This window comes from Sphingobium sp. D43FB, from assembly GCF_002312805.1.
GTDB lineage: Bacteria > Pseudomonadota > Alphaproteobacteria > Sphingomonadales > Sphingomonadaceae > Sphingobium.
This window is the reverse complement of record NZ_NMUA01000001.1, coordinates 51194-76710: the sequence shown is the minus strand read 5'-3', so window position 1 is coordinate 76710 and position 25517 is coordinate 51194. Positions and strand designations below refer to the sequence as shown.

Annotated in this window: 24 protein-coding genes; 14 read left to right on the top strand and 10 right to left on the bottom strand. The window is 64.2% G+C overall.

The genetic code is table 11. The features are described from left to right. Nucleotides 1-15: 15 nt before the first annotated feature. Nucleotides 16-798 carry an SDR family oxidoreductase gene (locus SxD43FB_RS00360; RefSeq protein WP_096060516.1) on the top strand — a complete coding sequence of 261 codons (783 nt, stop codon included), beginning with the start codon at nt 16-18 and terminating at the stop codon, nt 796-798. Between the two features lie 250 nt (nt 799-1048). Here the strand turns inward: SxD43FB_RS00360 and SxD43FB_RS00355 are convergent, their stop codons facing one another. Beyond that, complete coding sequence (locus SxD43FB_RS00355; RefSeq protein WP_096060515.1) at nt 1049-1471, bottom strand: nuclear transport factor 2 family protein; 423 nt, start codon at nt 1469-1471, stop codon at nt 1049-1051. A gap of 70 nt (nt 1472-1541) precedes the next feature. Further along, the gene (locus SxD43FB_RS00350; protein WP_096060514.1) at nt 1542-3080 is read right to left on the bottom strand and encodes a long-chain-fatty-acid--CoA ligase; all 1539 of its coding nucleotides are present in this window, start codon (nt 3078-3080) and stop codon (nt 1542-1544) included. Between the two features lie 174 nt (nt 3081-3254). On the opposite strand from SxD43FB_RS00350, the gene SxD43FB_RS00345 reads away from it, so the two are divergent. Then, on the top strand, nt 3255-4016 hold the full coding sequence (locus tag SxD43FB_RS00345) for an SDR family NAD(P)-dependent oxidoreductase (protein ID WP_096060513.1): 762 nt from the start codon (nt 3255-3257) through the stop codon (nt 4014-4016). Between the two features lie 14 nt (nt 4017-4030). Further along, on the top strand, nt 4031-4786 hold the full coding sequence (locus SxD43FB_RS00340) for a ThuA domain-containing protein (RefSeq protein ID WP_096060512.1): 756 nt from the start codon (nt 4031-4033) through the stop codon (nt 4784-4786). Nucleotides 4787-4961: 175 nt separating this feature from the next. On the opposite strand, the gene SxD43FB_RS00335 is transcribed toward SxD43FB_RS00340, so the two are convergent. Both SxD43FB_RS00335 and SxD43FB_RS00330 read right to left on the bottom strand, forming a co-directional pair. Beyond that, nucleotides 4962-5327 carry a Rieske (2Fe-2S) protein gene (locus SxD43FB_RS00335; RefSeq protein WP_096060511.1) on the bottom strand — a complete coding sequence of 122 codons (366 nt, stop codon included), beginning with the start codon at nt 5325-5327 and terminating at the stop codon, nt 4962-4964. Continuing rightward, nucleotides 5324-6508 carry an acyl-CoA dehydrogenase gene (locus SxD43FB_RS00330; RefSeq protein WP_096060510.1) on the bottom strand — a complete coding sequence of 395 codons (1185 nt, stop codon included), beginning with the start codon at nt 6506-6508 and terminating at the stop codon, nt 5324-5326. Before SxD43FB_RS00330 ends, SxD43FB_RS00335 begins: the two co-directional genes overlap by 4 nt. Nucleotides 6509-6647: 139 nt before the next feature. Between SxD43FB_RS00330 and SxD43FB_RS00325 the strand changes: the two genes are divergently transcribed. The 7 genes from SxD43FB_RS00325 to SxD43FB_RS00295 all read left to right on the top strand — a co-directional run bounded on the left by SxD43FB_RS00325 (nt 6648) and on the right by SxD43FB_RS00295 (nt 13970). Next, nucleotides 6648-7541 carry a helix-turn-helix transcriptional regulator gene (locus SxD43FB_RS00325; protein ID WP_037476060.1) on the top strand — a complete coding sequence of 298 codons (894 nt, stop codon included), beginning with the start codon at nt 6648-6650 and terminating at the stop codon, nt 7539-7541. 162 nt (nt 7542-7703) lie between these two features. Continuing rightward, the gene (locus SxD43FB_RS00320; protein WP_096060509.1) at nt 7704-8108 is read left to right on the top strand and encodes an OB-fold domain-containing protein; all 405 of its coding nucleotides are present in this window, start codon (nt 7704-7706) and stop codon (nt 8106-8108) included. 3 nt (nt 8109-8111) lie between these two features. Further along, the gene (locus tag SxD43FB_RS00315; RefSeq protein WP_096060508.1) at nt 8112-9257 is read left to right on the top strand and encodes a thiolase family protein; all 1146 of its coding nucleotides are present in this window, start codon (nt 8112-8114) and stop codon (nt 9255-9257) included. A gap of 1 nt (nt 9258) precedes the next feature. Then, the gene (locus tag SxD43FB_RS00310) at nt 9259-10467 is read left to right on the top strand and encodes an acyl-CoA dehydrogenase family protein (protein ID WP_096060507.1); all 1209 of its coding nucleotides are present in this window, start codon (nt 9259-9261) and stop codon (nt 10465-10467) included. Nucleotides 10468-10501: 34 nt separating this feature from the next. Beyond that, nucleotides 10502-11464 (top strand): thiamine pyrophosphate-dependent dehydrogenase E1 component subunit alpha, encoded by a 963-nt coding sequence (locus SxD43FB_RS00305; RefSeq protein WP_069065020.1) that lies wholly within the window; start codon nt 10502-10504, stop codon nt 11462-11464. An 18-nt stretch (nt 11465-11482) separates the two neighbouring features. After that, complete coding sequence (locus SxD43FB_RS00300) at nt 11483-12499, top strand: alpha-ketoacid dehydrogenase subunit beta (RefSeq protein ID WP_069065021.1); 1017 nt, start codon at nt 11483-11485, stop codon at nt 12497-12499. Between the two features lie 7 nt (nt 12500-12506). Then, nucleotides 12507-13970 (top strand): 2-oxo acid dehydrogenase subunit E2, encoded by a 1464-nt coding sequence (locus tag SxD43FB_RS00295; protein WP_096060506.1) that lies wholly within the window; start codon nt 12507-12509, stop codon nt 13968-13970. 53 nt (nt 13971-14023) lie between these two features. On the opposite strand, the gene gor is transcribed toward SxD43FB_RS00295, so the two are convergent. Beyond that, complete coding sequence (gene gor / locus SxD43FB_RS00290; RefSeq protein ID WP_096060505.1) at nt 14024-15370, bottom strand: glutathione-disulfide reductase; 1347 nt, start codon at nt 15368-15370, stop codon at nt 14024-14026. Nucleotides 15371-15541: 171 nt separating this feature from the next. Further along, on the bottom strand, nt 15542-17047 hold the full coding sequence (pgi, locus tag SxD43FB_RS00285; protein WP_096060504.1) for a glucose-6-phosphate isomerase: 1506 nt from the start codon (nt 17045-17047) through the stop codon (nt 15542-15544). A gap of 177 nt (nt 17048-17224) precedes the next feature. Between pgi and lepB the strand changes: the two genes are divergently transcribed. The 4 genes from lepB (at nt 17225) to SxD43FB_RS00265 (ending at nt 20618) form a co-directional block, all read left to right on the top strand. Continuing rightward, a complete protein-coding gene (gene lepB / locus SxD43FB_RS00280; protein WP_096060503.1) occupies nt 17225-18085 on the top strand; it encodes a signal peptidase I in 861 nt (286 codons plus the stop codon). Continuing rightward, nucleotides 18082-18765 (top strand): ribonuclease III, encoded by a 684-nt coding sequence (gene rnc / locus SxD43FB_RS00275; protein WP_037476311.1) that lies wholly within the window; start codon nt 18082-18084, stop codon nt 18763-18765. Before lepB ends, rnc begins: the two co-directional genes overlap by 4 nt. Before the next feature lie 170 nt (nt 18766-18935). Then, nucleotides 18936-19844 (top strand): GTPase Era, encoded by a 909-nt coding sequence (era, locus tag SxD43FB_RS00270; protein ID WP_069066809.1) that lies wholly within the window; start codon nt 18936-18938, stop codon nt 19842-19844. Between the two features lie 57 nt (nt 19845-19901). Continuing rightward, the gene (locus SxD43FB_RS00265) at nt 19902-20618 is read left to right on the top strand and encodes a GGDEF domain-containing protein (RefSeq protein ID WP_096060502.1); all 717 of its coding nucleotides are present in this window, start codon (nt 19902-19904) and stop codon (nt 20616-20618) included. Nucleotides 20619-20628: 10 nt separating this feature from the next. Here the strand turns inward: SxD43FB_RS00265 and topA are convergent, their stop codons facing one another. The 4 genes from topA to plsY all read right to left on the bottom strand — a co-directional run bounded on the left by topA (nt 20629) and on the right by plsY (nt 25421). Beyond that, nucleotides 20629-23217 carry a type I DNA topoisomerase gene (topA, locus tag SxD43FB_RS00260; protein WP_096060501.1) on the bottom strand — a complete coding sequence of 863 codons (2589 nt, stop codon included), beginning with the start codon at nt 23215-23217 and terminating at the stop codon, nt 20629-20631. A 174-nt stretch (nt 23218-23391) separates the two neighbouring features. Next, the gene (locus SxD43FB_RS00255) at nt 23392-23679 is read right to left on the bottom strand and encodes a GIY-YIG nuclease family protein (RefSeq protein WP_096060500.1); all 288 of its coding nucleotides are present in this window, start codon (nt 23677-23679) and stop codon (nt 23392-23394) included. Between the two features lie 63 nt (nt 23680-23742). Further along, on the bottom strand, nt 23743-24825 hold the full coding sequence (gene dprA, locus SxD43FB_RS00250) for a DNA-processing protein DprA (RefSeq protein WP_096060499.1): 1083 nt from the start codon (nt 24823-24825) through the stop codon (nt 23743-23745). Next, complete coding sequence (gene plsY, locus SxD43FB_RS00245; RefSeq protein WP_069066810.1) at nt 24822-25421, bottom strand: glycerol-3-phosphate 1-O-acyltransferase PlsY; 600 nt, start codon at nt 25419-25421, stop codon at nt 24822-24824. The genes dprA and plsY overlap by 4 nt, the downstream gene beginning before the upstream one ends. Between the last annotated feature and the right edge of the window lie 96 nt (nt 25422-25517).

Here is a 25517-nt window from a genome sequence, read left to right as displayed (position 1 = left end):
CCTGAAGGATAGTTTATGAGCAATTTCGACCTGACCGGCACGGTCGCGCTGGTGACGGGTGCCAGCGGCGGCATCGGCAGCGCCACTGTCCAGGCGCTCGCCGACGCGGGCGCGCGCGTGATTGCGACCGACATGGCGCAGACGGCCACCGTGGCGGGGGCTACGGACTATCGCCCGCTCGACGTCACGGACGAGGATGGCTGGGCCGCGCTGGCGGCCTATGTCGATGCCACCTATGGGCAGCTCGACATATTGGTGAACAATGCGGGCATTTCCGTCACCGACGCGATCGCCGACACCAGCCTCGCCACCTTCCGCCGCTGCATGCAGATCAATGTGGAGGGCATTTTCCTCGGCACCCGCGCCATGGCCGACCTGTTGGCCAAAAGCGGGGCGGACCGGCGCGGCGGATCGTCGATCATCAACCTGTCCTCTGTCGGGGGATTGGCGGGCGCGCCCTTCATGTCGGCCTATTGCGCGTCCAAGGGCGCGGTGCGGCTCTTCACCAAATGCGCCGCGCTGGAATATGCCGCGCTCAAGCAGCCGATCCGGGTGAACAGCGTCCATCCCGGCGGTATCGACACCAACATGATGGACACCATCTACGCCCGTTATGTCGAAACCGGCGCCTTCCCCGACGAAGAAACCGCCCGCGCCACCGTATCGGCCGGCCATGCGCTTGGCCGCATGGGCACGCCGCAGGAAATCGCCGACGGCATCGTCTATCTCGCTGCGCCTGCCGCCAGTTTCATGACCGGCTCCGAACTCGTCATCGACGGCGGCATGACCGCGCATTGACATAATTCCTCCCCTGTAAGGGGTCGAACGGAGTCACGTGCCTCCGTTCGAGGACCACGAAGTGGTGGAGGGGTGTCACCCTATCGATAGGGTGACACCCCTCCGTCTGCGCTTCGCGCAGCCACCTCCCCTGCCAGGGGAGGATTTTTTGACCGCCATTCCCCCACAAAAAAGACCCGGTCACCCTCAAGCGGCCGGGTCAATTCCCACCCTCTCATGGAGAGCGAGCGGGCGGGAATAGCGCCTGTTGTCAGGTCTGGTGGATGATGGTGAAGGACCGGCTCTGGAAGAACCATTGCCCGTCCCGCTTCACCAGCTTGTCATTATAGCAAGCCCGTGCCCGCTTATCCTTGCCCGTCCCCGGTTCGGCATAGACTTCGGAGAAATAGGCGCGCGCCTGCGCACTATCGCCGTCAACGCGGATCATCCCCGGATTTACGAGGAAGCTGAGTTGCGGATAATGCGGCATGGCACCCGCCCACAGGGCAACGATCGCGTCCTTGCCGGAAACGATGCCCAGCTCTGGATAATGCGACAGATCCCAATGGCTGTCCTCGACCCACAGCGACGCCCACAGATCCTGATCGACGCGATTGACCGCATCGGCATAGGTTTCCAGCAATTCGCGGATTGCGATCCGGTCCTCAATCGGCCCGGTGAAATTGGCGGTCAAAACGCCTCTCCTTGTTTGTTTGTGCAGGGAGGATATGCCGCCAACCGCTGCCAGAAACCTGCCGTTACTCTTAGGTTTGCCGGTAAGCCTCGCGCAGCAGGCGGCGCAATATCTTGCCCGATGGATTGCGCGGCAGGTCGCTGCGGAACTCCACCGTCTTGGGCGCTTTGTAGGCCGCGATCCGCTCGCGCGCCCAGGCGATGAGCGCGGCGGGATCGGGCGTTTCTCCTTCGACCGGCACGACGATCGCCTTGACCGCCTCGCCCCATTTCGCGTCCGGCACGCCGATCACCGCGACATCGGCGACGGCGGGATGGCTGTAGAGCGCATTTTCGACCTCCGCCGGATAGACATTCTCGCCGCCGGTGATGATCATGTCCTTGATCCGGTCGGCGAGATACAGATAGCCATCGGCGTCCATCCGGCCCGCGTCCCCGGTCCGCAACCAGCCCTCGGCATCCAGCGCCTGCGCCGTATCGTCGGGTCGCTCAAAATAGCCGATCATGCACGCCTGCGACGCCACCATGATCTCGCCAATCTCGCCCACCGGCAGCGTTTCGCCTGCCTCGTTCGCGATCCGCACCCGCACGCCGGGCAATGGCACGCCGATGCCGCGCATCCGCTCGCTCCCCTGCGGGTCGTGATCCTGCGGCGGCAGGCCGATGATCGTCCCCGCCGTCTCGGTCATGCCGTACATTTGCGCGAAGCCGCAGCCGATCACCGCGATCGCCTGCCGCAACAGGTCGAGCGGGATCGCAGAGCCACCATAGCAGATGGTCTTGAGGAAGCTGAAATCCGTCTCCGCCGCCTGGGGATGATCGCATAGGATGCGCAGCGCTGTGGGCACCAGCATGATCTTGGTAATGCGGAAAGTGACGAGCAGGTCCAGCACCCGCGTCGGATCGAACTCGCGCACCACCACGCCGGTCGCGCCATGCTGCAAGGTCCATAGCCCCCAGCCCGATCCGCTGATGTGGAAGATCGGCATCGCGATCAGCGACACATCTTGCGCCGTCCAGCGATACCAGTCGGGCAGCTCCGCCGACGGCACCGACGCGCGCAGGCCAAGCAGGCTGCGGTTGGACAGCATCGCCCCCTTGGGGTTGCCGGTGGTGCCCGATGTGTAGAGCATCAGCACCGCCTCATCATAGCCGACATCGCGGTGCGGATCGGCGTCATCCTGCGCATCGCGCCAGTCGGCAAAGAGCGGATGCCCCTCGCCCGCGTCGGCCAGCAGGATCGTCGCCGCGCTGTCCGCCACCCGATCGAGAAACTCCGGTTCCACCACGATCATTCGTGGCCTTGAATCGGCGAGGATATAGGCGACCTCCGGCGGGGCGAGCCGCCAGTTGACCGGCACCATCACCAGCCCCGCCTTCACCGCCCCCAGCCACAGCCCGAAATAGTCGTCGCGATTCTTGCCGAGATAGGCGATCCGATCGCCCACGCCATAGCCCGCCGCGATCAGGCCATTGGCCACCCGGCTCGCCTGCCTATCCAGCGCAGCATAGCTAGTCTGGTGCCCCTCGAAGATCAGGGCGATGGCGTCGGGCGTCGCGGCGGCATGCGCCCTGACATGGTCCGCTACTCTGATCGCATCCGTCCCCATATACCCTCCATTCAAGGCCGCAGCATAGCGGCAAAAGCCGCGCCGTCCCCCTCTCACAATCGCTAAGGGTCATATCTTTGGCGCGCACGCCCCTGACGCTTTTGCCAGTGCAGCGCCGCCCCTTTGCCGATAAACAGGCGAGCAAATGCAGTGTGAACAGGAAAGGATGCCGTCATGGACATTGGTCTGAAGGGGCGCAAAGCCATTCTCGCAGGCGCCAACGCCAGCATCGGCCGGGCCGTCGCCAAGGTTCTGGCCGCCGAAGGCTGCGACGTCGCGCTATGCGGCCGGACCCAGGACAAGGTCGATGCCGTCGTCGCCGAAGTGCAGGCGCTCGGCGTGCGCGGCATCGGCGCGTCGGTGGACGTCACCGATGCGGACGCCTTCCCCAATTGGGTCAGCAGCGCCGCGCAGGAACTGGGCGGCTGCGACATTTTCATTTCCTTCGTCTCGGTCAATCCGGGGGTGGACACGCCCGAAGCCTGGACCACGGTGCTGAACGGCGACATCTTGCCGCTGGTGCGCGGCATCCACGCGGCCCTACCCGCACTCGAACAGTCCGATGCCGGGTCGATCGTCACCATCTCGTCCACTGGCGCGCTGGAGGAGTTTATGGGGCCGCAGCCCTATAATGCGCTGAAGGCCGCGGTCATCAACTACAGCGCCGCGCTGGCGCAGAAACATGCGCCGCAAGGGCTGCGCGTCAATTGCGTCTCGCCTGGCCCGATCTACACCGACGATGGCCCCTGGGCCTATATCAAGAAGAATATGACCGATTTCCATGACGGCATCCTCCAGCAAATCCCCTTCGGCCGGATGGGCACGGGCGAGGAACTGGCCAAGGCGATCGCCTTCATCGCGTCGCCCGCCTGCCGCTACATGACCGGGGCCAACATCCTGATCGACGGCGGCATCACCAAGGGCGTGCAATATTAAGCGGGGACGATAGCATGAGCGAGACACAGCCCGCGCGCATCAATTGCGTGCTGATCGTCGGCGGCCTTTATCACGACATGGACTTCGCCCGGCTGGAGCTGTTGAAGCTGCTGGGCGAAGACCCGCGTGTGCGGACTCGCGTGTTCGAGGATTATGGCAATCTCGACGCCATCCTCGCCGCCGACATGCTCATCACTTACACCTGCGACGTCGTGCCGCCCCTGCCCGCGCAGGAAGCATTGCGCCAATGGGTGCGCGATGGTGGCCGCTGGTACGCGCTGCATGGCACCAATTCGGTGCTGCGCCTGTTCGACAATGGCCTTTATGGCAGCCCGCGCTGGGCACCGCTGATGATGGAAACGCTGGGCAGCCAGTTCATCGCCCACCCGCCGATCGCGCCCTATCGGGTCGATGTCGCCGACCCCGATCACCCGCTGACCCGCGGCATCGAACCGTTCGAAACGACCGACGAGCTGTATCTGATGGAACGGCATGGCGATCTCCATGTCCTGCTCGACACCGAGTTTGCCGGCGAAGCGACCGGCTTCGACGAGCATCAGTGGGCGCAGGACCGGCACCCTGTCCTATATATCAAGGCGCAGGGCGAAGGCGCGGTCCTCTACAACACGCTCGGCCATTGCCGCAGCCATTATGACATGCAGCCCTTCCTCGACTGGTGGCCCACCATCGACCGCTGCGCCTGGGATCTGCCGGTGTTTTACGACCTGCTGCGGCGGGGCATTGCGTGGTGCAAGGGGGAGGGCGCTTGAGGCAGGGTGATCTGTCTGCCCATCCCCAACCCGTTCGCCCTGAGTAGCCGTTGAGCGAAGTCGAAACGGCGTATCGAAGGGTCATGCACTGTGTATGATGCTTCGATACGAGCCTTCGACAAGCTCAGTCTCTACTCAGCACGAACGGTGAGAGTTAAGGGCACCACATTCTACTTCACCCCAACGGCTTGACCGGCAGATGCTCCGCGCCCGGCGCTTCGTCCGGCACCGCTACCTCGATCCACCCGTCCGCGCTTTCGCGCCAAGGGTAGAGTTTGAGCGCCTTATAGCCCGCCCCGCCCAGACATTCGCCATTGTCCAGCTTGAACCGGGCGCCGTGCAGCGGGCACATCACCGCGCCGCGCCGCACGCGGCCGCCCGGCGCCAGTTGCGCGGCGGCGTGGCTGCACCGGTTGATGAGGGCGTGAATCTGCCCCTCATCCTTGCAGAGCAACACGGGCCAGCCATTGACGATGAAGGGCATCATCGCCCGATCCTCGATCGCGCTGGCCTCGACCACCCGATGATAGCTTTCCGTCATGCGCGCGCCTGATCCTCTCGTGCGGCCTTGGTCGTCATCGTCCTATAGGCGTCCATGTCATGATCCACATCGCCGAGCAGCGTGACAAGCGCCATCACCCGCTTGAACGCCTGGCCCACTAATAATTCCTCGGTCGTGCCAATGCCGCCATGCAATTGCACCGATTCTTCGCCGATATGCACCGCGCTCTGGGCGATATAGGCTTTGGCCCCGATGATCGCCGCCGCGCGCCCGTCCGCGCCAGCGCCCGCCGCGCGATAGAGTTGCGACCGGCTGAGTTCGAGCCGCGCATAGCAATCGGCCATGCGGTGCTGCAACGCCTGGAAGCTGCCGAGCGGCTGGCCGAATTGCTGTCGCGTCTTGAGATAGTCGAGCGTCGCGGCGAACATCATTTCCATGAGGCCCAGCAGTTCGGCGCTGACCGCCAGCCGTGCCTGATCCATCACGCCTGCGAGGTCCGCCTCGCCACCCGCCATCTGCTCTGCGGGCGTGTCGGCAAAGCGGACATCGGCAGCGTGGGAACCATCGACCAGCCGATAGGGGTCGATGCTGACCCCCGGCGCACCCGCCTCGACCAGATGCAGCGTCAGCGGTGCGCCGTCGCCTGCGCGCGCGGCGACGATGAACCGATCGGCATGGCCGCCGCCCAGCACCATCTGCTTGACTCCGCTGATGCGGCCGCCGGTCACCCGCGTCCGCAATCGGTCCAGGCCAAAACGCGCCTGCGTCTCGAACAGCGCCAACGCGACGATCGCTTCGCCACCGGTAATGGCGGGCAGCAGCGCATCCTTCTGTTCCTGCGTGCCAGCCGCCGCCACCAGCCCCGCGCTCAGGATCAGCGCGGGCAGCACCGGCTCCACTGCGACGAAGCGCCCCAGCGCTTCCATCACCGTGATGATGTCCACCGGCGAACCGCCAAAGCCGCCCGCCTCTTCGGGCAGCGCGAACGCCAGCAGGCCCGTTTCGGCCAACATCGCCCAATTGGCGTCGGCAAAGCCGCGCGGTTCGCGCAGATAGGCCAGCCGCTTGGCGGCATCATAGCGGTCCGCCCCGAACCGCTGCACAAGGTCGCGAAGCATGGCCTGCTCATCGCTGAGATCGAAATTCAAGCCACCATCCCCCGGATTGTCATGGCTGGACCGCGCGCTGCGCCGTCCGGCTGTTGCTGTTTCATGACGCATTTATGCACGGGCAGCGGGTAGGGCGTGGACTGGATATTCCGCTAGTTTCACCATGGGCACGCTGCGCCCCGAAAACCTAACGCTAGTCATAGGTTTTTGTCGCTTGCCCGCACCCCCTGCCCATAATAGCATCCAGCGCATGGAGAGATCAGGTGACACGCTCGTCGCCCCCCGCAAGGATACCGGACAAGCCGCAAAAGTGGCGACCGATTTCCGTTCGGGCAGGCAGGTTCCAACCGCTATTTTCGCGCCCGCCGACATCAGGCCGGCGGCGGAGGCGTTGCGCGATATTGCCCGCGACCTGGGCAATTTCCGCGTCGCGGCCTGCGCCAATATCGCGTCGCGATCGCCGATGACCGATGCGGAAGGCGAAGTGCTGGCCAGCGCCGTGTTCGGCTGGCCCTCGACCAAGGAACAATGGTGGCAAAAGCCGCTACTCGCGCTCAGTTCTCCCCTGCCCTTCGCCTGCCGCTACGAAAATGAACCCTTCTGGGCCAATGCCCATGGCATCCATACCCGCGCGCCCAATCCGCTGCTCGACCAGATCGACCTCAGCCTCTTCGAGGGCGAAGTGAATGCCAAGGCGGTGATCGTCGTGCCGGTGCATATGTCCTTTGGTCAGATCGCCGCGATCAGCTTTTCGCCGATCAACGACAAGCGCGACGACCTGTCGCGCGAGTTCGATCTCTATAGCGACCAGCTCGAATATCATGCCCGGCGCTTCGTCAACGGCTATACCCGCGTCAGCAGCCAGCGCCCATGGATTCCCAAAAATTGCCGCCTCTCCAAGCGCGAAGTGGAATGTCTGCGCTGGGCGGCGGTGGGCAAGACCGACGCGGAAATCGCGATGATCCTCAGCCGCAGCTGCGCCACCGTGCGCTTCCACATCCATAATGCCGCGATCAAGCTGGAGGCGGTCAACCGCAGCCAGACCGTGTTCAAGGCGACGCAGCTTGGCTATCTCGGCAATGTCGCCGCCGTCATGGTGCCGCATCTGCCGCATGAAACGCAGGCGTCGGCCGCCGCGAAATAAAGTTTCTCCCCCTGAGAAAATATACGGCCAGCCGGGCGACCGGCTGGCCCTTTTTTTGTGCCCGCGCGGCCAACGACGCTGCCAACCTATGCTTTCTTACAGAAGCCTTCGCCCGTTCCGCTTCCCATAGTGGCTCCACACAAGAATGAGAGGGCTTAGACGTTGGGCGCATCAGCGATAGCGCAGGGACTGTTTCGGGAAACACCCGAACCGACCCTGATCGGCGGCCGCAACCGGGATACGGGGCGGATCGTCTTTCCCTGCCCGGACGATGCCGCGCGGTGGGAGCCGATCGACCTGCCACGCCGGGGCACGCTCTGGTCCTGGACGGTCCAGCGCTTCCGTCCCAAATCGCCACCCTATATCGGGCCAGAGGATTTCACCCCCTTCGCCATCGGCTATGTCGAACTGCCTGGTGCGACGATCGTGGAAACGCAGATCGTCGGCGCGGACTTCGATAGCCTGACGATCGGCATGGCGATGAAGCTGGTCACGACCGACTTCGCCACCGCCGCCAATGGCGACGCGATCCGCCTCTACGCCTTTACCCCCGCCACGGAGGCCTGAGCCATGCAGGACGTCTATATCGTCGGGATCGGCATCCACCCGTTTGGCCGCAGCGAAGGCCTGAGCGGTCTGCAACAAGGGGCCAATGCCGCACGCGCCGCCATGGCCGACGCAGGCCTTGCCTGGCCCGACATGGAGTTCGGTTTCGGCGGATCGGATTCGGCGGGCAATGCCGACACGATCGTCAACGAACTGGGCCTGACCGGGCTGCCCTTCATCAATGTCAAAAATGGCTGCGCCACTGGCGGATCGGCGCTGATCGGTTCCTGGCAGGCGATCGCGTCGGGCGCGCATGATGTCGGCATCGCCATCGGCTTCGACAAACATCCGCGCGGCGCATTCAACGCCATGCCCGCCGAATATAGCTTGCCCGACTGGTATGGCGAGGCGGGCTTCATGGTCACGACGCAGTTTTTCGCGATGAAGCTGCAACGCTATATGGCGCTGCACGGCATCAGCCCGACGTCGCTGGGCCGGGTCGCGGAAAAGGCATTCCGCAACGCGGTCCATGCCGACCATGCGTGGCGGCGTTCGCCGGTCGATCTCGACACCATCCTCAACGCCCCGATGATCAGCGACCCGCTGACCAAATATATGTTCTGCTCGCCCGCCGAAGGCGGCGTCGCGCTGGTGCTGGCCAGCGCCAAGAAGGCGCGCGAACTCGGCCGCGATCAGGTGCGGATCAAGGCAGCGGTCATCCGCACCCGCCCGCCCGGATCGTTCGAGGTCTTCGCCCCGTCGATGGACATCGAACGCGGCGGCGCACCGACGCTGCTCGCCAGCAAGGCCGCTTATGAGATGGCGGGGATCGGCCCGGAGGATATCGACCTCGCCCAGTTGCAGGACACCGAATCCGGCGCGGAAATCATGCACATGGCCGAAAACGGCTTTTGCGCCGATGGCGATCAGGAAGAATGGCTGGCCAATGGCTGGACCAACATCGACGGTCGCCTGCCGGTCAACACCGATGGCGGGTGCCTGGCCTGTGGCGAGCCGATCGGCGCGTCGGGCCTGCGCCAGGTTTATGAAAATGCGCTGCAACTGCGCGGGCTTGGTGGCGGGCGGCAAGTGCCCGGCGATCCGCGCACGGCCTATTCCCATGTCTACGGCGCGCCCGGCATTTCCGGCGTGACCATTTTGGAACGATAAGATGGACCTAGATTTCTCCCCTCAGGATCAGGCCTTCCGCGCCGAAGTCCGCCGCTTCCTCGATGACAATCTGCCGCAGCATCTGCGCGAAGGCATGCGCGCGACGCCGGGCGTGTTCGTGGAGCCTGACATTGGCGGCGAATGGCAGGCGATCCTGCGCGCCAAGGGCTGGCTTGCCTATAATTGGCCGACCGACTGCGGCGGCACCGGCTGGACGCCGATCCAGCGATACATCTTTGAAAAGGAATGCGCGCTGGCCGACGCGCCCAGCCTGCCGGTGCTGAGCCTCAAGCTGCTCGGCCCGGTCATCTGCCATTTCGGCACCGAGGAACAGAAGGCCTATTTCCTGCCCCGCATCCTGGATGGCACAGATTTCTGGTGCCAGGGCTTTTCCGAGCCCGGCTCCGGCTCCGACCTCGCCAGCCTCAAGACGCGCGCGGAACGTAAGGATGGCCACTATGTCGTCAACGGCCGCAAGCTGTGGACCACTCACGCCCATCACGCCTCGCACATCTTCTGCCTCGCCAAGACCGATCCCACCGCCAAGCCGCAGCGCGCGATCAGCTTCCTGCTGATCGACATGGCGCAGCCGGGCATCGAAGTGCGCCCGATCATGGGGCTGGCGGGCGACCATGAGGTAAACGAAGTCTATCTCGACGATGCCGTGACCCCGCTCGACCATCTGGTGGGCGAAGAAGGCCAAGGCTGGACCATCGCCAAATTCCTGCTCGAAAATGAGCGCGGCGGCGCCTGTCACGCGCCCAAATTGCTGTCGGACATCGCCAAGCTGCGCACCGCCGCCCTCACAGAACCCGATGGCAAGGGCGGCTGCATGGCCGACGAACCGCATTATATGGCCCGCCTCGCCCGCGCCGAACTGGAGGCGCAGGCGCTTGAAATGACCGAGATGCGGGTGCTGGCCGAAATGGCCAAGGGCTTGCCGCCCGGCCCGCAAACCTCGCTGTCCAAGCTGGTCGCGTCCACCCTGCGCCAGCAGGTCGATGGCCTCGCGGTCCAGTTGTACGGCTATGCCGGCATCGCGCTGGAGGAACAGCGGCCGCTCTACGGCAATCAGGCACCGCCTGCCCTCCATGGCAAGCCTGCGCAGCTCGCTGCGCCGCGCTATCTCAATTCACGCGCCTGGACCATCTTTGGCGGGACCAATGAGGTTCAACGCAATATCATAGCAAAAACGGTGCTGGGGCTGTGACCGCCACCGGAGTCGTCCGACCAGGAGAAGATAGATGCAATTGAGCCGCGAGGCATTGATCCGGGCCTATCGTCAGATGAAGACGATCCGCCTGTTCGAAGAGCGCCTGCACGATGAGATCGCGCTGGGCGAAATCGCCGGCTTCACCCATCTCTATGCGGGCCAGGAAGCCTGCGCCGTGGGCGTGTGCGAGCATCTGGGGCCGACCGACTATATCATCTCGACCCATCGCGGTCATGGCCATTGCATCGCCAAGGGCTGCGACGTCATGGCGATGATGAAGGAAATCTACGGTTCGCGCGATGGCCTGTGCAAGGGCAAGAGCGGATCGATGCACATCGCCGACATCGGCGTCGGCATGCTCGGTGCGAACGGCATCGTCGGCGCGGGCGCACCGATCGCGGTGGGCGCTGGCATCACCGCCAAGAGCAACGGCACCGTTTCCATCGCCTTTTCGGGCGATGGTGCCTGCAACCAGGGCACGACCTTCGAAGCCATGAACATGGCGGTGGTGCTGAAACTGCCGGTCATCTTCGTGTTCGAGAATAACCATTATTCCGAACATACCGGCGAAGCCTATGCCGTCGGTGCGGAAAGCATGACCGTGCGCTCCGCTGCCTTCGGCATGAAGGCGATCAAGGCCAATGGCATCGATTTCTTCAGCGTCTATGACGCGATGCGCGAGCTGATCGATTACTGCAAGGCAGGCAACGGCCCCGCCTCGATCGAGCTGGATTGCGAGCGCTTCTACGGCCATTTCGAGGGCGATCCGCAGCGTTATCGCGGCCCCGGCGAACTCGACCGCATCCGTGAGGAACGCGATTGCCTCAAGACCTTCCGCACGCGGGTCACCGAAGCCAAGCTGCTCGACGGAGCCGAACTCGACGCGGTCGATGCCGAAGTCACCGACCTCATCGACCGCGCGGTTGCCGAAGCGCAGACCGCCGCCCGCCCCACCGCTGCCGACGTCCTGGAAGACGTCTATATCAGCTACTGACGCCAGAGGGATCGACACATGGCTATCAAGATGATCCGCGACGTCATTCGCGACACGATCGATGCGGAAATGGAACGGGACGACAGCGTCATCATGCTGGGCGAGGATATTGTCGGCGGCCATGGCGCACCCGGCGGCCCCGAAGCGATCGGCGGCATATGGGGCACGTCGGGCGGGCTATGGGCCAAATATGGCTCTGACCGCGTGATCGACACCCCCATTTCGGAAAGCGCCATCATCGGCGCGGCATCCGGCGCGGCCCTGACCGGCAAGCGCGCCATCGCCGAAATCATGTTCGCCGACTTTATCGGCGTGTGCATGGACCAGATCTGGAACCAGGCGGCCAAGTTCCGCTACATGTTCGGCGGCAAGTCGAAATGCCCGCTGGTCATCCGCATGCCCTATGGCGCGGGCTTCAACGCCGCGCCCCAGCATAGCCAGGTGATCCACCAGTTCGTCACGGCGATGCCGGGACTGAAGGTCGTCATGCCCTCCACCCCCGCCGATACCAAGGGGCTGCTGACCCAGGCGATCCGCGACGATGATCCGGTGATCTTTCTTGAACATAAGGCGCTTTATGGCGTGAAGGGGGAAGTGCCCGATGGCGACTATACCATCCCCTTCGGCCATGCCCGGCATGTGACGCAGGGCGACGACATCACCATTCTCGCCACCGGCATGATGGTCGGCTTTGCCGAAAAGGCGGCAGCACAGCTTGCCCAGGATGGCATTGGTTGCGACCTGCTCGACCTGCGCACCACCAGCCCGCTGGATGTCGAGGCGATCCTCGACAGCGTCGAGCGCACCGGCCGCCTGCTGATCGTCGACGAAGCCCCGCCGCGCTGCTCCTTTGCGACCGACCTGTCGGCGCTGGTGGCGCAAAAGGCGTTCGCCTCGCTCAAGGCCCCGATCGAGATGGTGACGCCGCCGCACAGCCCCGTCCCCTTCGCACGGGAACTCGAATCCGCCTATCTGCCCTCGCCCGACAAGATCGTGGCGGCGGCGGTGCAGCTCCTATCCTATCGGCGGGGATAAGCATATCATGGCCACTCTGCGCGCATATGCGATGCCCAAATGGGGCATAGAAATGACCGAAGGCGTCGTCGCCGAATGGATGGTCGCCGAAGGCGTGCCGTTCAAGAAGGGCGACCTGCTCGCCCTCATCGAAACCGACAAGATCACCAATGAGATCGAGGCCGAGGCCGACGGGATGTTCCCGCGCCTGATCGCCCAGCAGGGCAACAGCTATGCCGTGGGCGAACTGATCGCCGTGCTGGCGGGGCCGGACGACAAGGTCAGCGCCGACGAGGTCGATGCCTTCGTCGCCGGGTTCAAGCCCGCCGACACCAAGGTCGCGTCCAAGGCTGGCGCAGCCCCGCCACCGCCCGCTACGCCGGAACCGGAGGCGAAGTCCGCACCCGCTCCGCAGGTCGCGATCGCCGACGACGCGAATATCAGCCCCGCCGCCCGCGCTTTCGCGCAGGCGAATGGCGTGGACATCACCGCGCTCACCGGCTCCGGTCCCAATGGTCGCCTGACCTTCCAGGACGTGCAGCAGGCAAGCCTGCCCCCGGTCGCGGTCGGCGGCGACGCGGCGGTGGACCTGACCCCCGTCGGCAACGCCTTGGGCGAGGTTTTCGCCAGCCCCCTCGCCAAGCGCCTGGCGGTGCAGCATGGCGTCGACCTAACGGGTCTGACCGGCACAGGCCCCAAGGGCCGGATCGGCAAAGCGGACGTGCTGGCCAAGGTCAAGCCGGTCGAAGCTCCCGCCGCTGCGCCCCCTGCCCCAGCCCCGGCAGCGATCGACTTCGCCAGCCCGGCGGCAGGCAGCACGGAAATCGTCAAAATGTCGCCGATGCGCAAGGCGATTGCCAAGGCGCTTAGCCACAGCAAATCGACCATCCCGCATTTCTACCTGCGCTCGGCCGTCAGGATCGACGCGATCCTGGGCCTGCGCGCACAGGCCAAGGCAGCGACCGGCGAAGCGCCCAGCATCAACGACTATCTCGTGCGCGCCTGCGCCCTGGCGCTCGCCCGGCATCCCGATGTCAATGTGCAGGTCCATGGCGATGAGATCCACCGCTTCGCCAGCGCCGACATCGCCGTCGCCGTCGCGACCGACAAGGGCCTCATCACCCCGATCGTGAAAGGCGCCGACACCCTCTCCGTCGCCGCCATCTCGCGCACGGTGAAGGCGCTGGCCGAAAAGGCCCGCACCGGTAAGCTGCAACCCGACGAGTTCCAGGGCGGCAGCTTTTCGATCAGCAACCTCGGCATGTTCGGCATCGACCAGTTCGATGCGATCATCAATCCGCCGCAGGGCGCGATCCTGGCCGTAGGCGCTGGCAATCGCCAACCGATCGAAATCGGCAATGCGCTGGCCTTCGCCACCATCGTCCAGCTCTCCCTCTCCTGCGACCATCGCGCGATAGACGGCGCAGTGGGTGCGGACTTCATGCGCACACTCAAGGGCTTGATCGAAGAACCGACGCTGCTGGTGGGGTAGTCGCGCGAATGCCTCTCCCTTCGCGGGGAGAGGCATTGACGGGCTTTTCATGTCTATTTCAGCAACACCAATTCTTCGGCCATGCTGGGGTGCAGAGCGACGGTGTCGTCGAAATCCTGCTTGGTGAGGCCGGCTTTCACTGCAACGGCTGCCGCCTGCAATATTTCCGGCGCGTCGGGACCGATCATGTGCAGCCCGACCACCTTGTTCGTCGTGGCGTCCACGATCATCTTGTAGAGCGCCCGCTCCTCACGGCCTGCAAGCACATATTTCATCGGCCGGAAGTCGGACGTGTAGACCCGCACCGTGCCGAGCTTGTTCTTGGCCTGCGCTTCGGTGAGGCCAACGCCCGCCAAGGGTGGATGGCTGAACACGGCCGAGGGCACGCAGTCATAATCCACCGTGCGCGGATTGTCGCCGAACACCGTGTCGGCAAAGGCATGGCCCTCACGGATCGCAACCGGGGTCAGTTGCAGCCGGTCGGTCACATCGCCCACCGCATAGATGCTGTCACAACTGGAGCGGCTATAGTCGTCGACCTTGATCGCGCCATTATCGGCCAGATCGACGCCCGCACTGTCCAGCCCCAGCCCTTCGGTATGCGGCCTGCGCCCGGTGGCGAACAGCACGACATCGGCGGCGACCGGATCACCATCCTTGAAGCGGACGCAGAGCGTGCCGTCGTCATTCTTCTCGATCTTCTCCATCTGCGCATTGAAGCGGAAATTAATCCCCTTGGTCATGGAAATTTGAAGCAGCCGATCGCGAATCTGTTCGTCATAGCCGCGCAGCAGCGTGCCGGACCGGTTGACGATGGTCACATGGCTGCCGAACTGATGGAAGATGCCGGCAAATTCATTGGCGATATAGCCGCCGCCGACGATGACGATGCGCTTGGGGCATTGGTCGAGATGGAACACCTCGTTGGAGGTAATGCCATGCTCCGCGCCTTCGATATCCGGCAGGATCGGCCAGGCGCCGGTCGCGACGAGGATATATTTCGCCGTGACTTCGCGGCCGCTGGCGAGCTTGACGCTATGCGGACCGGTCACGGTCGCGCGTTCGGGGATCATCTCGACCTTATGGCTGCTCAGCGTATTCTTATAGAGGCCTTCGAGCCGGTCGACCTCGCCCAGCACATTGTCGCGCAGCGTCGCCCATTCGAACCCGCAATCGGGCACGTTCCAGCCGAAACGGCGCGCGTCCTTCAAATCTTCGGCGAAATGCGCGCCATAAATGAGCAGCTTCTTGGGCACGCAGCCGCGAATGACGCAGGTGCCGCCGACGCGAAACTCTTCGGCCACCGCGACCTTCGCGCCATGCCCCGCTGCAACGCGGGAGGCGCGCACGCCGCCCGATCCTGCACCGATGACGAAAAGGTCGAAATCATAGTCGCTCATGCCTGGCCTCCGCTTGGTTGCGGGGGATATGGCGGGTGGGCACCTGAGTTACAAACGGGAATCTTGCTTATTTTGAGCAAACCAATGCCGTTCGCTTCGAGCGAAGTCGAGAAGCGAGAAGCGTTGCGTCAGCGTTTCTCGACTTCGCTCGAAACGAACGGATCTATTTATCTAGTCGCCGCCCAGCGCCAGTTCGATCAGCGCCATGGTCGAAGGGTCGAACCCCTTGGCACCGTCCGCCTCGATCGACTTGGCGATTTCCTTGCCCAGTTCGACGCCGAACTGGTCGAACGGGTTGATGCCCATCAGCACCGCATTGGCGAAGGTACGATGCTCGTAGAAGGCGATCAGCGCGCCCAGCGCATGGGGCGTGACGTCTTGGAGCAGGATCGTGGTCGATGGCCGGTTGCCGGGATAGGCGCGGGCCGGGTCGGCGTCATTATCCTTGCCGCGCATCAACGCTGCGCCCTGCGCGAAACAGTTGACCAGCAACGCGCGATGATGCGCCGGGTCGAGCGCATGGCCCGGCTCGATCGAGGCGATGAATTCGACCGGCGAGAGGATCGTCCCCTGGTGCAGTAATTGGAACACCGCATGCTGCGCATCGGTGCCGACGCCGCCCCAGGTAATAGCAGCGGTGGGGCCGTCCACCGGCGATCCGTCGAGCTGCACCGCCTTGCCGTTGCTCTCCATCTCTAGCTGCTGGAGGTAGGACGGCAAGAGCGCCAGCCGTTCGTCATAAGCGAACAAGGCGCGGGTCTGGCAGTGCATCACGCGGCTATAATATTGATCGACGAAGGCGGCGATCAGCGGGATATTTTCATTTGGAGCGGACAGGCGGAAATGGCGGTCCATCTCGGCCGCGCCCTCCAGCAGGCTTTCGAACGCATCCCAGCCCAGCGCCAGCGCGGCGGGAAAGCCGATCGAGGACCAGAGCGAATAACGCCCGCCCACTGATTCGGCGAAGGGCAGGATGCGGGTTTCATCGACGCCCCATTCGATCGCCTTGTCGGGCGCGGCGGTCAGCGCGATCACGCGGCCATAGGGGTCTTCCACCCCGCCTTCGACCATCCAGTTGATCGCGCTCGCCGCGTTCAGCAGGGTTTCGCTGGTCGTGAAGGTCTTGGAGGCGATCGCGATCAGCGTAGTGTGCGGGTCGAAGCCCTCGATCGCCCGCTCCAGCGCTGTGCCATCGACGTTGGAGACGATCCCCACATCATAACGCACGCCATCACCATCGAGCGCGTCGACGATCAGCTTGGGGCCGAGCGCCGACCCGCCGATGCCGATATGCAATATGTGGCGGATCTCGCCCAGCGCGCCCGCCTCGATCGCGTCGATCAGCGCGCGCATGCGGTTGTGCAGCGCCTTGGCCTGCGCCACGCTGTCGGCCTTGCCCTCGCCCCGCTCGGCGGTATGTTCGGCCGCGCGGCCTTCGGTATTGTTCACCGCCTCACCCGCGAACAGCGCATCGCGGCGCGCGGCGAAGCCCTGATCCTGGGCCAGGTCGAGATAGTGCGCGATCAGTTCGTCGGTCAGATGGGTCTTGGACCAGTCGAACCGGATCGGTCCCTGCGACAGGACCAGTTTGGACAGGCGGTCGGGATCGGTCGTGAAAATGGACTTGAGATCGGCGATAGGCAGTGCGGCGATGGCCGCCAGTGCAGTGCTGGGCATGCGATGGTCCCCTATGACGTTGGTCGAGATCGACGCTGCACCGGTCGATTCTTCCTGTCCTTACCCAATTTTTGCGCGCTTTGCATGGTCAAGGACATGCTTGACGTCCCCGACGCCAGGCTTCACAAGCCGCCACGGCCGCGTTGTCGGCGCATCCAAGGGACAAGACGACCACCCATGACTGCAAAATCGGAAACGCGGGACTTCCTATGGTTCCTCGCCAGGCTGGGCCTGTTCGTCTTCATCCTGCGCAGCTTCATCATTTCGCCGTTCAACATTCCATCGGAATCGATGCAGCCCCGCCTGCTGATCGGCGACTATTTGCTGGTAGCAAAATGGCCCTATGGCTATTCGCGCTATTCGCTGCCGTTCAGCGTCCCGCTGATCCCCGGCCGCATCTTCGCCTCCACGCCCGAACGCGGCGACGTGGTGGTGTTCAAGGCACCCCCGACGCAGAAGAACGATTATATCAAGCGCGTCATCGGCCTGCCCGGTGACATGATCGCGGTGCGTGGCGGCACGGTCTATCTCAACGGCGCGGCAGTGCCCAAGCAGAAGGTCGCCGACCTCGTCATTCCGGTGACGCCGAACATGATCGCCGCCGCTGCCAAGGAAGGCGCGATCTCGCCCTGCTATCGACCCGATTTCGAGGAACCGGCGGCGGGCGGCGGCAAGCAGTGCCGTTATCCGCAGTTCCGTGAAACTCTTCCAGAAGTGCGAGACAAGCAGCAAAAAGAGATCATAGTTCCGGCGAAGAACTATAATGTTCTCGACCTGGAGTATGACCCAGCCAAAGATGATATTGACACAATTCTTGTACCAGAAGGTCGTTTGTTTGTCATGGGCGACAATAGGGACCGCAGCGCTGACAGCCGTTTTGAAGCCGTCGATGGAGGTGCCGTCGGCCTAGTCCCGGAAGAAAATCTCGTCGGCAAAGCAGTGTTCTCCATCTTCTCCACCGACGGCAGCGCTAATTGGCTGCTGCCCTGGACCTGGATTTCCGCCGCGCGCTGGAGCCGCATCGGGGAAGGCTTTTGAAATTGAGCGTCCATGGGCCTGATACGACGGGCTGGCTAAAGGCGCTGATCGGCCGCGCGCCGCGCGATCCCGCACCCTTCCACCAGGCACTGACCCATGGCAGCGCCAAGCCGGACAATTATGAACGGCTGGAATTTCTGGGCGACCGGGTGCTGGGCCTGCTGGTGTCCGAATGGGTGTATGAACGCTTTGCCGGTGAGCCTGAAGGCAAGCTGTCGCGCCGGTTCAACGCTTTGGTGTCGGGCGAAACCTGCGCCGAGGTGGCGCGCGCGGCGGGCGTACCGACGCATCTGGTGCTGGGCAAGCAGGCGCGCGACGATGGCGCGGCCAATAGCGACAATGTGCTGGGCGACGTGATGGAAGCGCTGATCGGCGCGCTCTATCTGGAGGGCGGGCTGGAGGAAGCGCGCACGCTGGTCCGCCGGCTGTGGGCCGACCGGGTCGATACCCAGACCGCCGCGCCGCGCCATCCCAAGTCCGCACTCCAGGAATGGGCCGCCGCCAACAAGCGCAAGCCGCCCGAATATGTGATGATGGACCGCTCCGGCCCGCACCACGCGCTGCGCTTCACCGTGACCGTCAGCATCAAGGGCGCGGGCGAGGCAAGCGCCACCGGCGGGTCGAAGCAGGAAGCGGAAACCGCGGCAGCGGCGGCGCTGCTGGAGAAGTTGGCGGGGTAGTTTCCTCGCGCATCAGACCCCGCTACAATAAGCATCTTCCGTCATCCCAGCGAATGCTGGGATCTCGCTTTCTCGATAGGGGCAGTGAGATGCCAGCTTTCGCTGGCATGACGACAACAATCATGACTGCGCCGTTGGACGCAGGGCGAACGGAGTATATTTTGGACGGCTTGGAAGTTTCAGAAACCAATCAGCGCTGCGGCGTCATCGCCGTTGTCGGTGCGCCCAATGCGGGCAAGTCCACGCTGGTCAATGCGCTGGTGGGGCAGAAGGTGGCGATCACCAGTCCCAAGGCGCAGACCACCCGCACCCGCGTCATGGGCGTCGCGATCGAGGGCAATGCGCAGATCGTGCTGGTCGACACGCCCGGCATCTTCGCGCCCAAGCGTCGGCTTGACCGCGCGATGGTGCAGGCGGCCTGGGGTGGCGCGCAGGGCGCGGACCTGATCGCGATGGTGGTGGATGGCAAGGCCGGGCGGGGCCCCAAGCTGGAGCCGATCATCGAATCGCTCAAGCATCGCAGCGAACGCAAGTGGCTGATCCTCAACAAGGTGGATATCGCCATCAAGGAAAAGCTGCTCGTCCATACCGAGAAGCTGAACGAGACGCTGGGCTTCGATGAAATCTTCTTCGTGTCGGCCGCGACCGGCGACGGCCTGCCCGAACTCAAGGCCGCCTTCGCCGCTGCCATGCCCGAAGGGCCATGGCATTTCCCGGAGGACCAGGTGTCGGACGCCACCGACCGGATGCTGGCGGCGGAAATCACGCGCGAGCAGCTGTATCACCAGTTGCACGCCGAACTGCCCTACGCCACCGCCGTCGATACCGAGCAATATAAGGAACGGCCGGACGGATCGGTCGAAATCCACCAGCAGATCCTGGTCGGCCGCCCGACGCAGCGCGCGATCGTGCTGGGCAAAGGTGGCCAGCGCCTGAAGGAAATCGGGTCGAAGGCGCGCGAGGAACTCGCCGCGTTGCTGGGGGTCAAGGTCCACCTGTATCTGCATGTGAAGGTTAAGGAAGACTGGGAAAATGATCGCGGCATCTATCGCGACATCGGCCTCGACTGGGTGGAATAATAGTCCTTCCCTTACCGGAAATAGCTTATTTACCTTCTGTCGTTACGCACCCGTCTCATGGGTCCGAAACGGAAAATCGCCTGCTGCGTCATCATCTCGATCGTCGGCACAGTGGTCATCATGGCGTTGGTCTCGGCGATCCCCGGCATGTTCATTCCGGCGCGCTATTTCTTCGTCGGCATATTCTGTGCCAGCAGCCTGTCGACGCCGGTCTGCCTGCTCCTGACCCGTCAGGCGGAGGAGAACCGGCATCTGCGCGAACAATTGGAGCAGCGCGTCGCCGAGCTGGCCCGCCTGGCGCAGATTGATGGGCTGACCGGGTTGCTGACGCGCAATGCCTTTTTCGATCGGGCGAGCGTCGCCCATGGTCGGCCGGGCAATTGGTATCTGTTGATCGACATCGACCATTTCAAACAGTTCAACGACGGTCATGGCCATCAGGCCGGTGACGCGGTGCTGCAGGCGGTTGGCCAGGCGATCCGCGAATCGCTGCACCCTGACGCGATCTGCGGCCGATTGGGCGGCGAGGAATTCGCCATTTGCCTGACCGGGTGTGACAGCGCCCAGGCGGTACGGCGCGCGGAACATGTCCGCGCCTCGATCCAATCGCTCCGCGTGCGTGCGCCATCGGGCCGCATCGTGCGCGCCACCGCCAGCATTGGCCTGAGCGCGGGCGATCCGGCGGTGCCGATCGAGGTCAGCCTCCATCGCGCGGACATGGCCATGTATGCCGCCAAGACCGGCGGGCGCAACCAGGTGCGCCTCGCCGCCTGACGGTGCGCGCTTATTCGGCCGCCGCTGCCTTTTTCTTGGCCGGTGCCTTCTTGGCAGAGGGCTTCTTCGCTGCCCCGTCCTTCTTGGCCGCATCCTTTTTGGGCGCTGCCTTCTTGGCCGGAGCTTTCTTCTTCGCGCCCTTCTTGGCCGGGGCCGCCGCCGCGCGGGCATCGATCAGTTGCGCGGCCTCCTCCAGCGTCAGCGCATCCTTGTCCATCGTCTTGGGCAGGGTCGCATTGGTCGTGCCATCCGTGACATAGACGCCATAGCGCCCTTCCATCAGCTTGATTTCCAGCTCCGTGCGCGGATGCGCACCCAACACCTTCAAAGGCTCGCGCCCGGCGCTGCGCGGCCCGCGTGTCGCGGCCTCCGCCAGTTTCACGACCGCGCTGTTCATGCCGACCTCGAAAATCTCGGCAGTATTGGCCAGGCGTCCATATTTGCCGTCATGCAGCAGATAGGGACCGAAGCGGCCGATATTCGCCACGATCGGCAGCCCGGTTTCGGGATGCAAACCGACTTCGCGCGGCAGGCTGAGCAGTTTGATGCCCCAATCGAGCGTCAATTCGCCATCGGGCAGATCCTTGGGGATCGATCCGCGCTTGGCCTCCTTGCCCTCGCCCATCTCGATATAGGGGCCGAAGCGACCGACCTTCTTGACGATATCCTGCCCGGTTTCGGGATGCTGGCCCAGCACCTCCGGCCCGCTATCTTCGCCATCCTTGCCGCCCGGCTGACCGAACTTGCGGGTGAATTTACATTCGGGATAGTTGGAGCAGGCAATGAACGCGCCGAACCGGCCGCCGCGCAGCGACAATTGCCCGTCCGCGCACAGCGGGCAGGCGCGCGGGTTGCTGCCATCGGCCTTGGGCGGGAACAGCATGGGTTCCAAGAACTTGTCCAGCTCGGCGGTAATGTCCGACGGCTTCTGCTCCATGATTTCGGCCGTTTTGGGCTTGAAATCGCGCCAGAAGGCTTCGAGCACTTCCTGCCACTGGGCACGGCCGCCGGAAATATCGTCCAGCTCGTCCTCAAGGCCCGCAGTGAAGTCATAAGACACATAGCGTTCGAAGAAACGCTCCAGAAAGGCCGTTACCAGCCGCCCGCTTTCCTCGGCGAAAAAGCGGTTCTTTTCGATCCGCACATAGTCGCGATCCTTGAGCACCTGCAGCGTCGAGGCATAGGTGGACGGACGCCCGATCCCCAGTTCCTCCAGCCGCTTGACCAGGCTGGCTTCGGAATAGCGTGGCGGAGGCTGGGTGAAATGCTGGTCCGCCATGACCTTCTTCTTCGCAGGCGCATCGCCTTCCGCGATGCGAGGCAGCAGCTTGCCGTCCTCGTCATCGCTGTCGTCACGGCCTTCCTCATACAAAGCGAGGAAGCCGGGGAAGATCACCACCTGGCCTGTCGCGCGCAGCGTATGCGTGCCGGTGGCGTCGTTCATGTCGATGGTGGTGCGTTCCAGCCGTGCCGACGCCATCTGGCTGGCCAGCGCGCGCTTAAACACCAGGTCGTAGAGGCGCGCATGGTCGCCGCTGCCCACCTTGTCGCGCGAAAAATCGGTCGGGCGGATGGCTTCATGCGCTTCCTGCGCATTCTTCGCCTTGGTCTGGTAGATGCGCGGCTTGTCCGGCACATAGCCGCCATCATAGCGCTGCGCGATCGCGGCGCGCGCGGCGGAAATGGCGCTGCCGTCCATCTGCACGCCATCGGTTCGCATATAGGTGATCGCGCCATCTTCGTAGAGCTGCTGCGCGATCCGCATCGTATGGCTGGCCGAGAAGCCGAGCTTGCGCGCCGCTTCCTGCTGAATCGTCGAAGTGGTGAAAGGCGGCGGCGGGTTGCGGGTAAGCGGCTTGGTCTCGACCCGTTCGACGGTGAAGCGTCCGGCTTCGACATCGGCCTTGGCGGCCATCGCGTCGCCTTCCTTGCCGATCGTCAGCCGCTCGATCTTCTCGCCCTTCCACCGGACGAGGCGCGCGGTGAAGGCCGTGCCATCCTGCTCCATCTCGGCCACGACCGACCAATATTCTTGCGGATTGAAGGATTCGATCTCGCGCTCGCGCTCGACCACCAGCCGCAGCGCGACCGATTGCACCCGGCCCGCCGACTTGGCACCGGGCAGCTTGCGCCACAGCACGGGCGACAGGGTGAAGCCCACCAGATAGTCGAGCGCCCGGCGTGCGCGATAGGCATCGATCAGATCCTCGTCCAGCGCGCGCGGCTTGGCCATCGCGTCCAGCACTGCCGTCTTGGTGATCGCGTTGAACGTGACCCGGTCCACGACCGCGGGCAGCGCCTTCTTGGCGCGCAGCACTTCCTGCACATGCCAGCTGATCGCTTCCCCTTCGCGATCAGGGTCAGTCGCGAGGATGAGGCGCGTCGCCTTCTTGGCGGCATCGCTGATGGCCTTGAGCTGCTTGCCCTTGTCGCCATAATTTTCCCACGACATCGCAAAGCCGTCGTCCGGGTCCACCGACCCGTCCTTGGCAGGCAGGTCGCGAATATGGCCATAGCTGGCGAGCACATGGAAATCCCCGCCCAGATATTTTTCGATAGTCTTCGCCTTGGCCGGCGATTCAACGATGACAAGCTGCATTTACGGCCCCGAACTTTGATGCCTCACACGTACGCGCGAGTCTGGAAGGCGATGACGGCGGGCGTCAAGCGGTGCGTGTGATTAGGGGAGATGACGGGGGATGGCCAGTACTGATCGCGCATCACCGCAGCGCAAAAACCCCGTCATGCCAGCGAAGGCTGGCATCTCAGGCCCCTAGACGGTGAGGTCGAACAGATCGCGCCATTCCGGGTTCGCCTCTTCGATCAACCGGATTTTCCATTCACGCTTCCATGCTTTGATAGCTTTTTCACGCGCTATGGCCTCCGTGATATGATCGTGGCGCTCGACCAAAACAAGACGACGCAGATTATACTGACGGCAGAAATCCGATCCAACCCCGCGCCGATGCTGGTCCACGCGCGCATGGAGCGAACTGGTCACGCCAACATACAGCACGCCACGCGGCTTGTTGGTCATGATATAGGTCCAGCCTCCGCGCATAGGGCAAATGTTAAGCGCCACCGCCTGAGATGCCAGCCTTCGCTGGCATGACAAAATCGATTGTCACCGCAAACTCACCCGTCCGCCCGCCAGCCGGTCCAGCCGTTCGGCCAGTTCCAGTTCAAGCAGCACCGTCTGCACCACAGCCGGACTAAGGCCGCTCAGCCGGATCAGATCGTCGACCGGTGCGGGCGCGTGGCTGAGCAGCGCGATCACCGCGTCGCGCTCGCTCGCAGCGACGTCGCTCGACACGGGTTCGCCCGCAAAGTCGAAGCTGCCCTGCCGCACCATGCGCGGGTCGATCTGGCCGACCGCTTCCAGCACGTCGGCCGCATTCTGGATCAGCGTCGCGCCGTCGCGGATCAACTGGTTGCATCCCTGCGCGCGCGGGTCGAGCGGAGAGCCGGGCACGGCCATCACCTCGCGCCCAGCCTCTCCCGCAAGCCGCGCGGTGATGAGCGAGCCGGACTTGGGCGCGGCTTCGACCACCACGGTCCCCAGCGCCAGTCCGGCAATGATGCGGTTGCGTGCCGGAAAATGGCGGGCCAGTGGCTGGGTGCCGGGGGGATGTTCGGTCACCAGCAGACCTTCGTCCGCGATCTGCGCCTGCAAGTCGCGATTTTCCGGCGGGAATACGACGTCCAGCCCGCAGGCGATGACGCCGATCGTCCCGGTCGCTACCGATCCCTGATGCGCCGCCGTGTCGATGCCGCGCGCCAGCCCTGACACGACCACTGCGCCGCGCTGCCCCAAGTCCTGCGCCAAAACCCGCGCAAAGCGCACCGCCGCCGCCGACGCATTGCGCGCGCCGACCATCGCGATACATTGGCCCTCCGCCAGCGCCGCACTGCCGCGCACGATCAGCGCAGGCGGCGCGCCCTCCATCTGGTCGAGCAGCGCGGGATAGTCCGCATCGCCCATCATCAAATAGCGTGCGCCCAAAGCCTGCGACGCGGCAATCTCCCGCTCCACCGCGCCCGCGTCCGCCACGCTGGCCTTGCCGCCACCGCGCGCCGCCAAGTCAGGGATGCCGCGCAACGCTGCGCCGGCCGTGCCGAAACGGGCGAGCAATTGCCGATAGCTGACCGGTCCGATCCGGGGCGATCGGATCAGCCGCAGCCGGTCGAACCGCTCCCCCTCGCTCATTCCTTCGCGGCTCCGATCTTCGGCTCCGTGCCCTGCATCAGCCGCGCGATATTGGCGCGGTGCCGCCACAGCAGGATCAGCGTCAGCGCCAGCGTCACCGGCACCAGGTCGATCCGCCCCATGAACCACAAAGCGATCGGCGCGCTGACCGCTGCCGCCATGCCGCCGACCGACGACCATTTCGTTCCGAACAGCGCAGCCAGCCACACCGCAGCAAAAATGCACCCGGCGGGCCAATGGAGCGCCGTCACCACGCCCATCATCGTCGCCACGCCCTTGCCCCCGGCAAAGCGCAGCCAAACCGGGTAGCAATGGCCGATAAACGCCATCGCGCCCGCCATCGGTCCGCCACCCTCGATAAGCGCAGCGCCGATCAGCACCGCCACCGCGCCCTTGAGCAGATCCAGCAGCAAGGTCGCCGCCGCCAGCCCCTTGCGCCCGGTCCGCAGCACATTGGTCGCGCCGATATTGCCCGACCCGATCTGCCGCAAATCCCCCGCCCCGGTGAGGCGCGTCAGCACCAGGCCAAAGGGGATAGAGCCAAGCAGATAGCCAAGGGCCAGCACGAAGAGCGGAAGCAGCCAGGGAAGTGTCATGATCTCGCCGATAGAAGGAAAGCGCGACCATAGCGTGACGAACGGCACGGGCAATGGGCAAGATACGGGCATTCCGATCCATCTTGTGATAGTTGG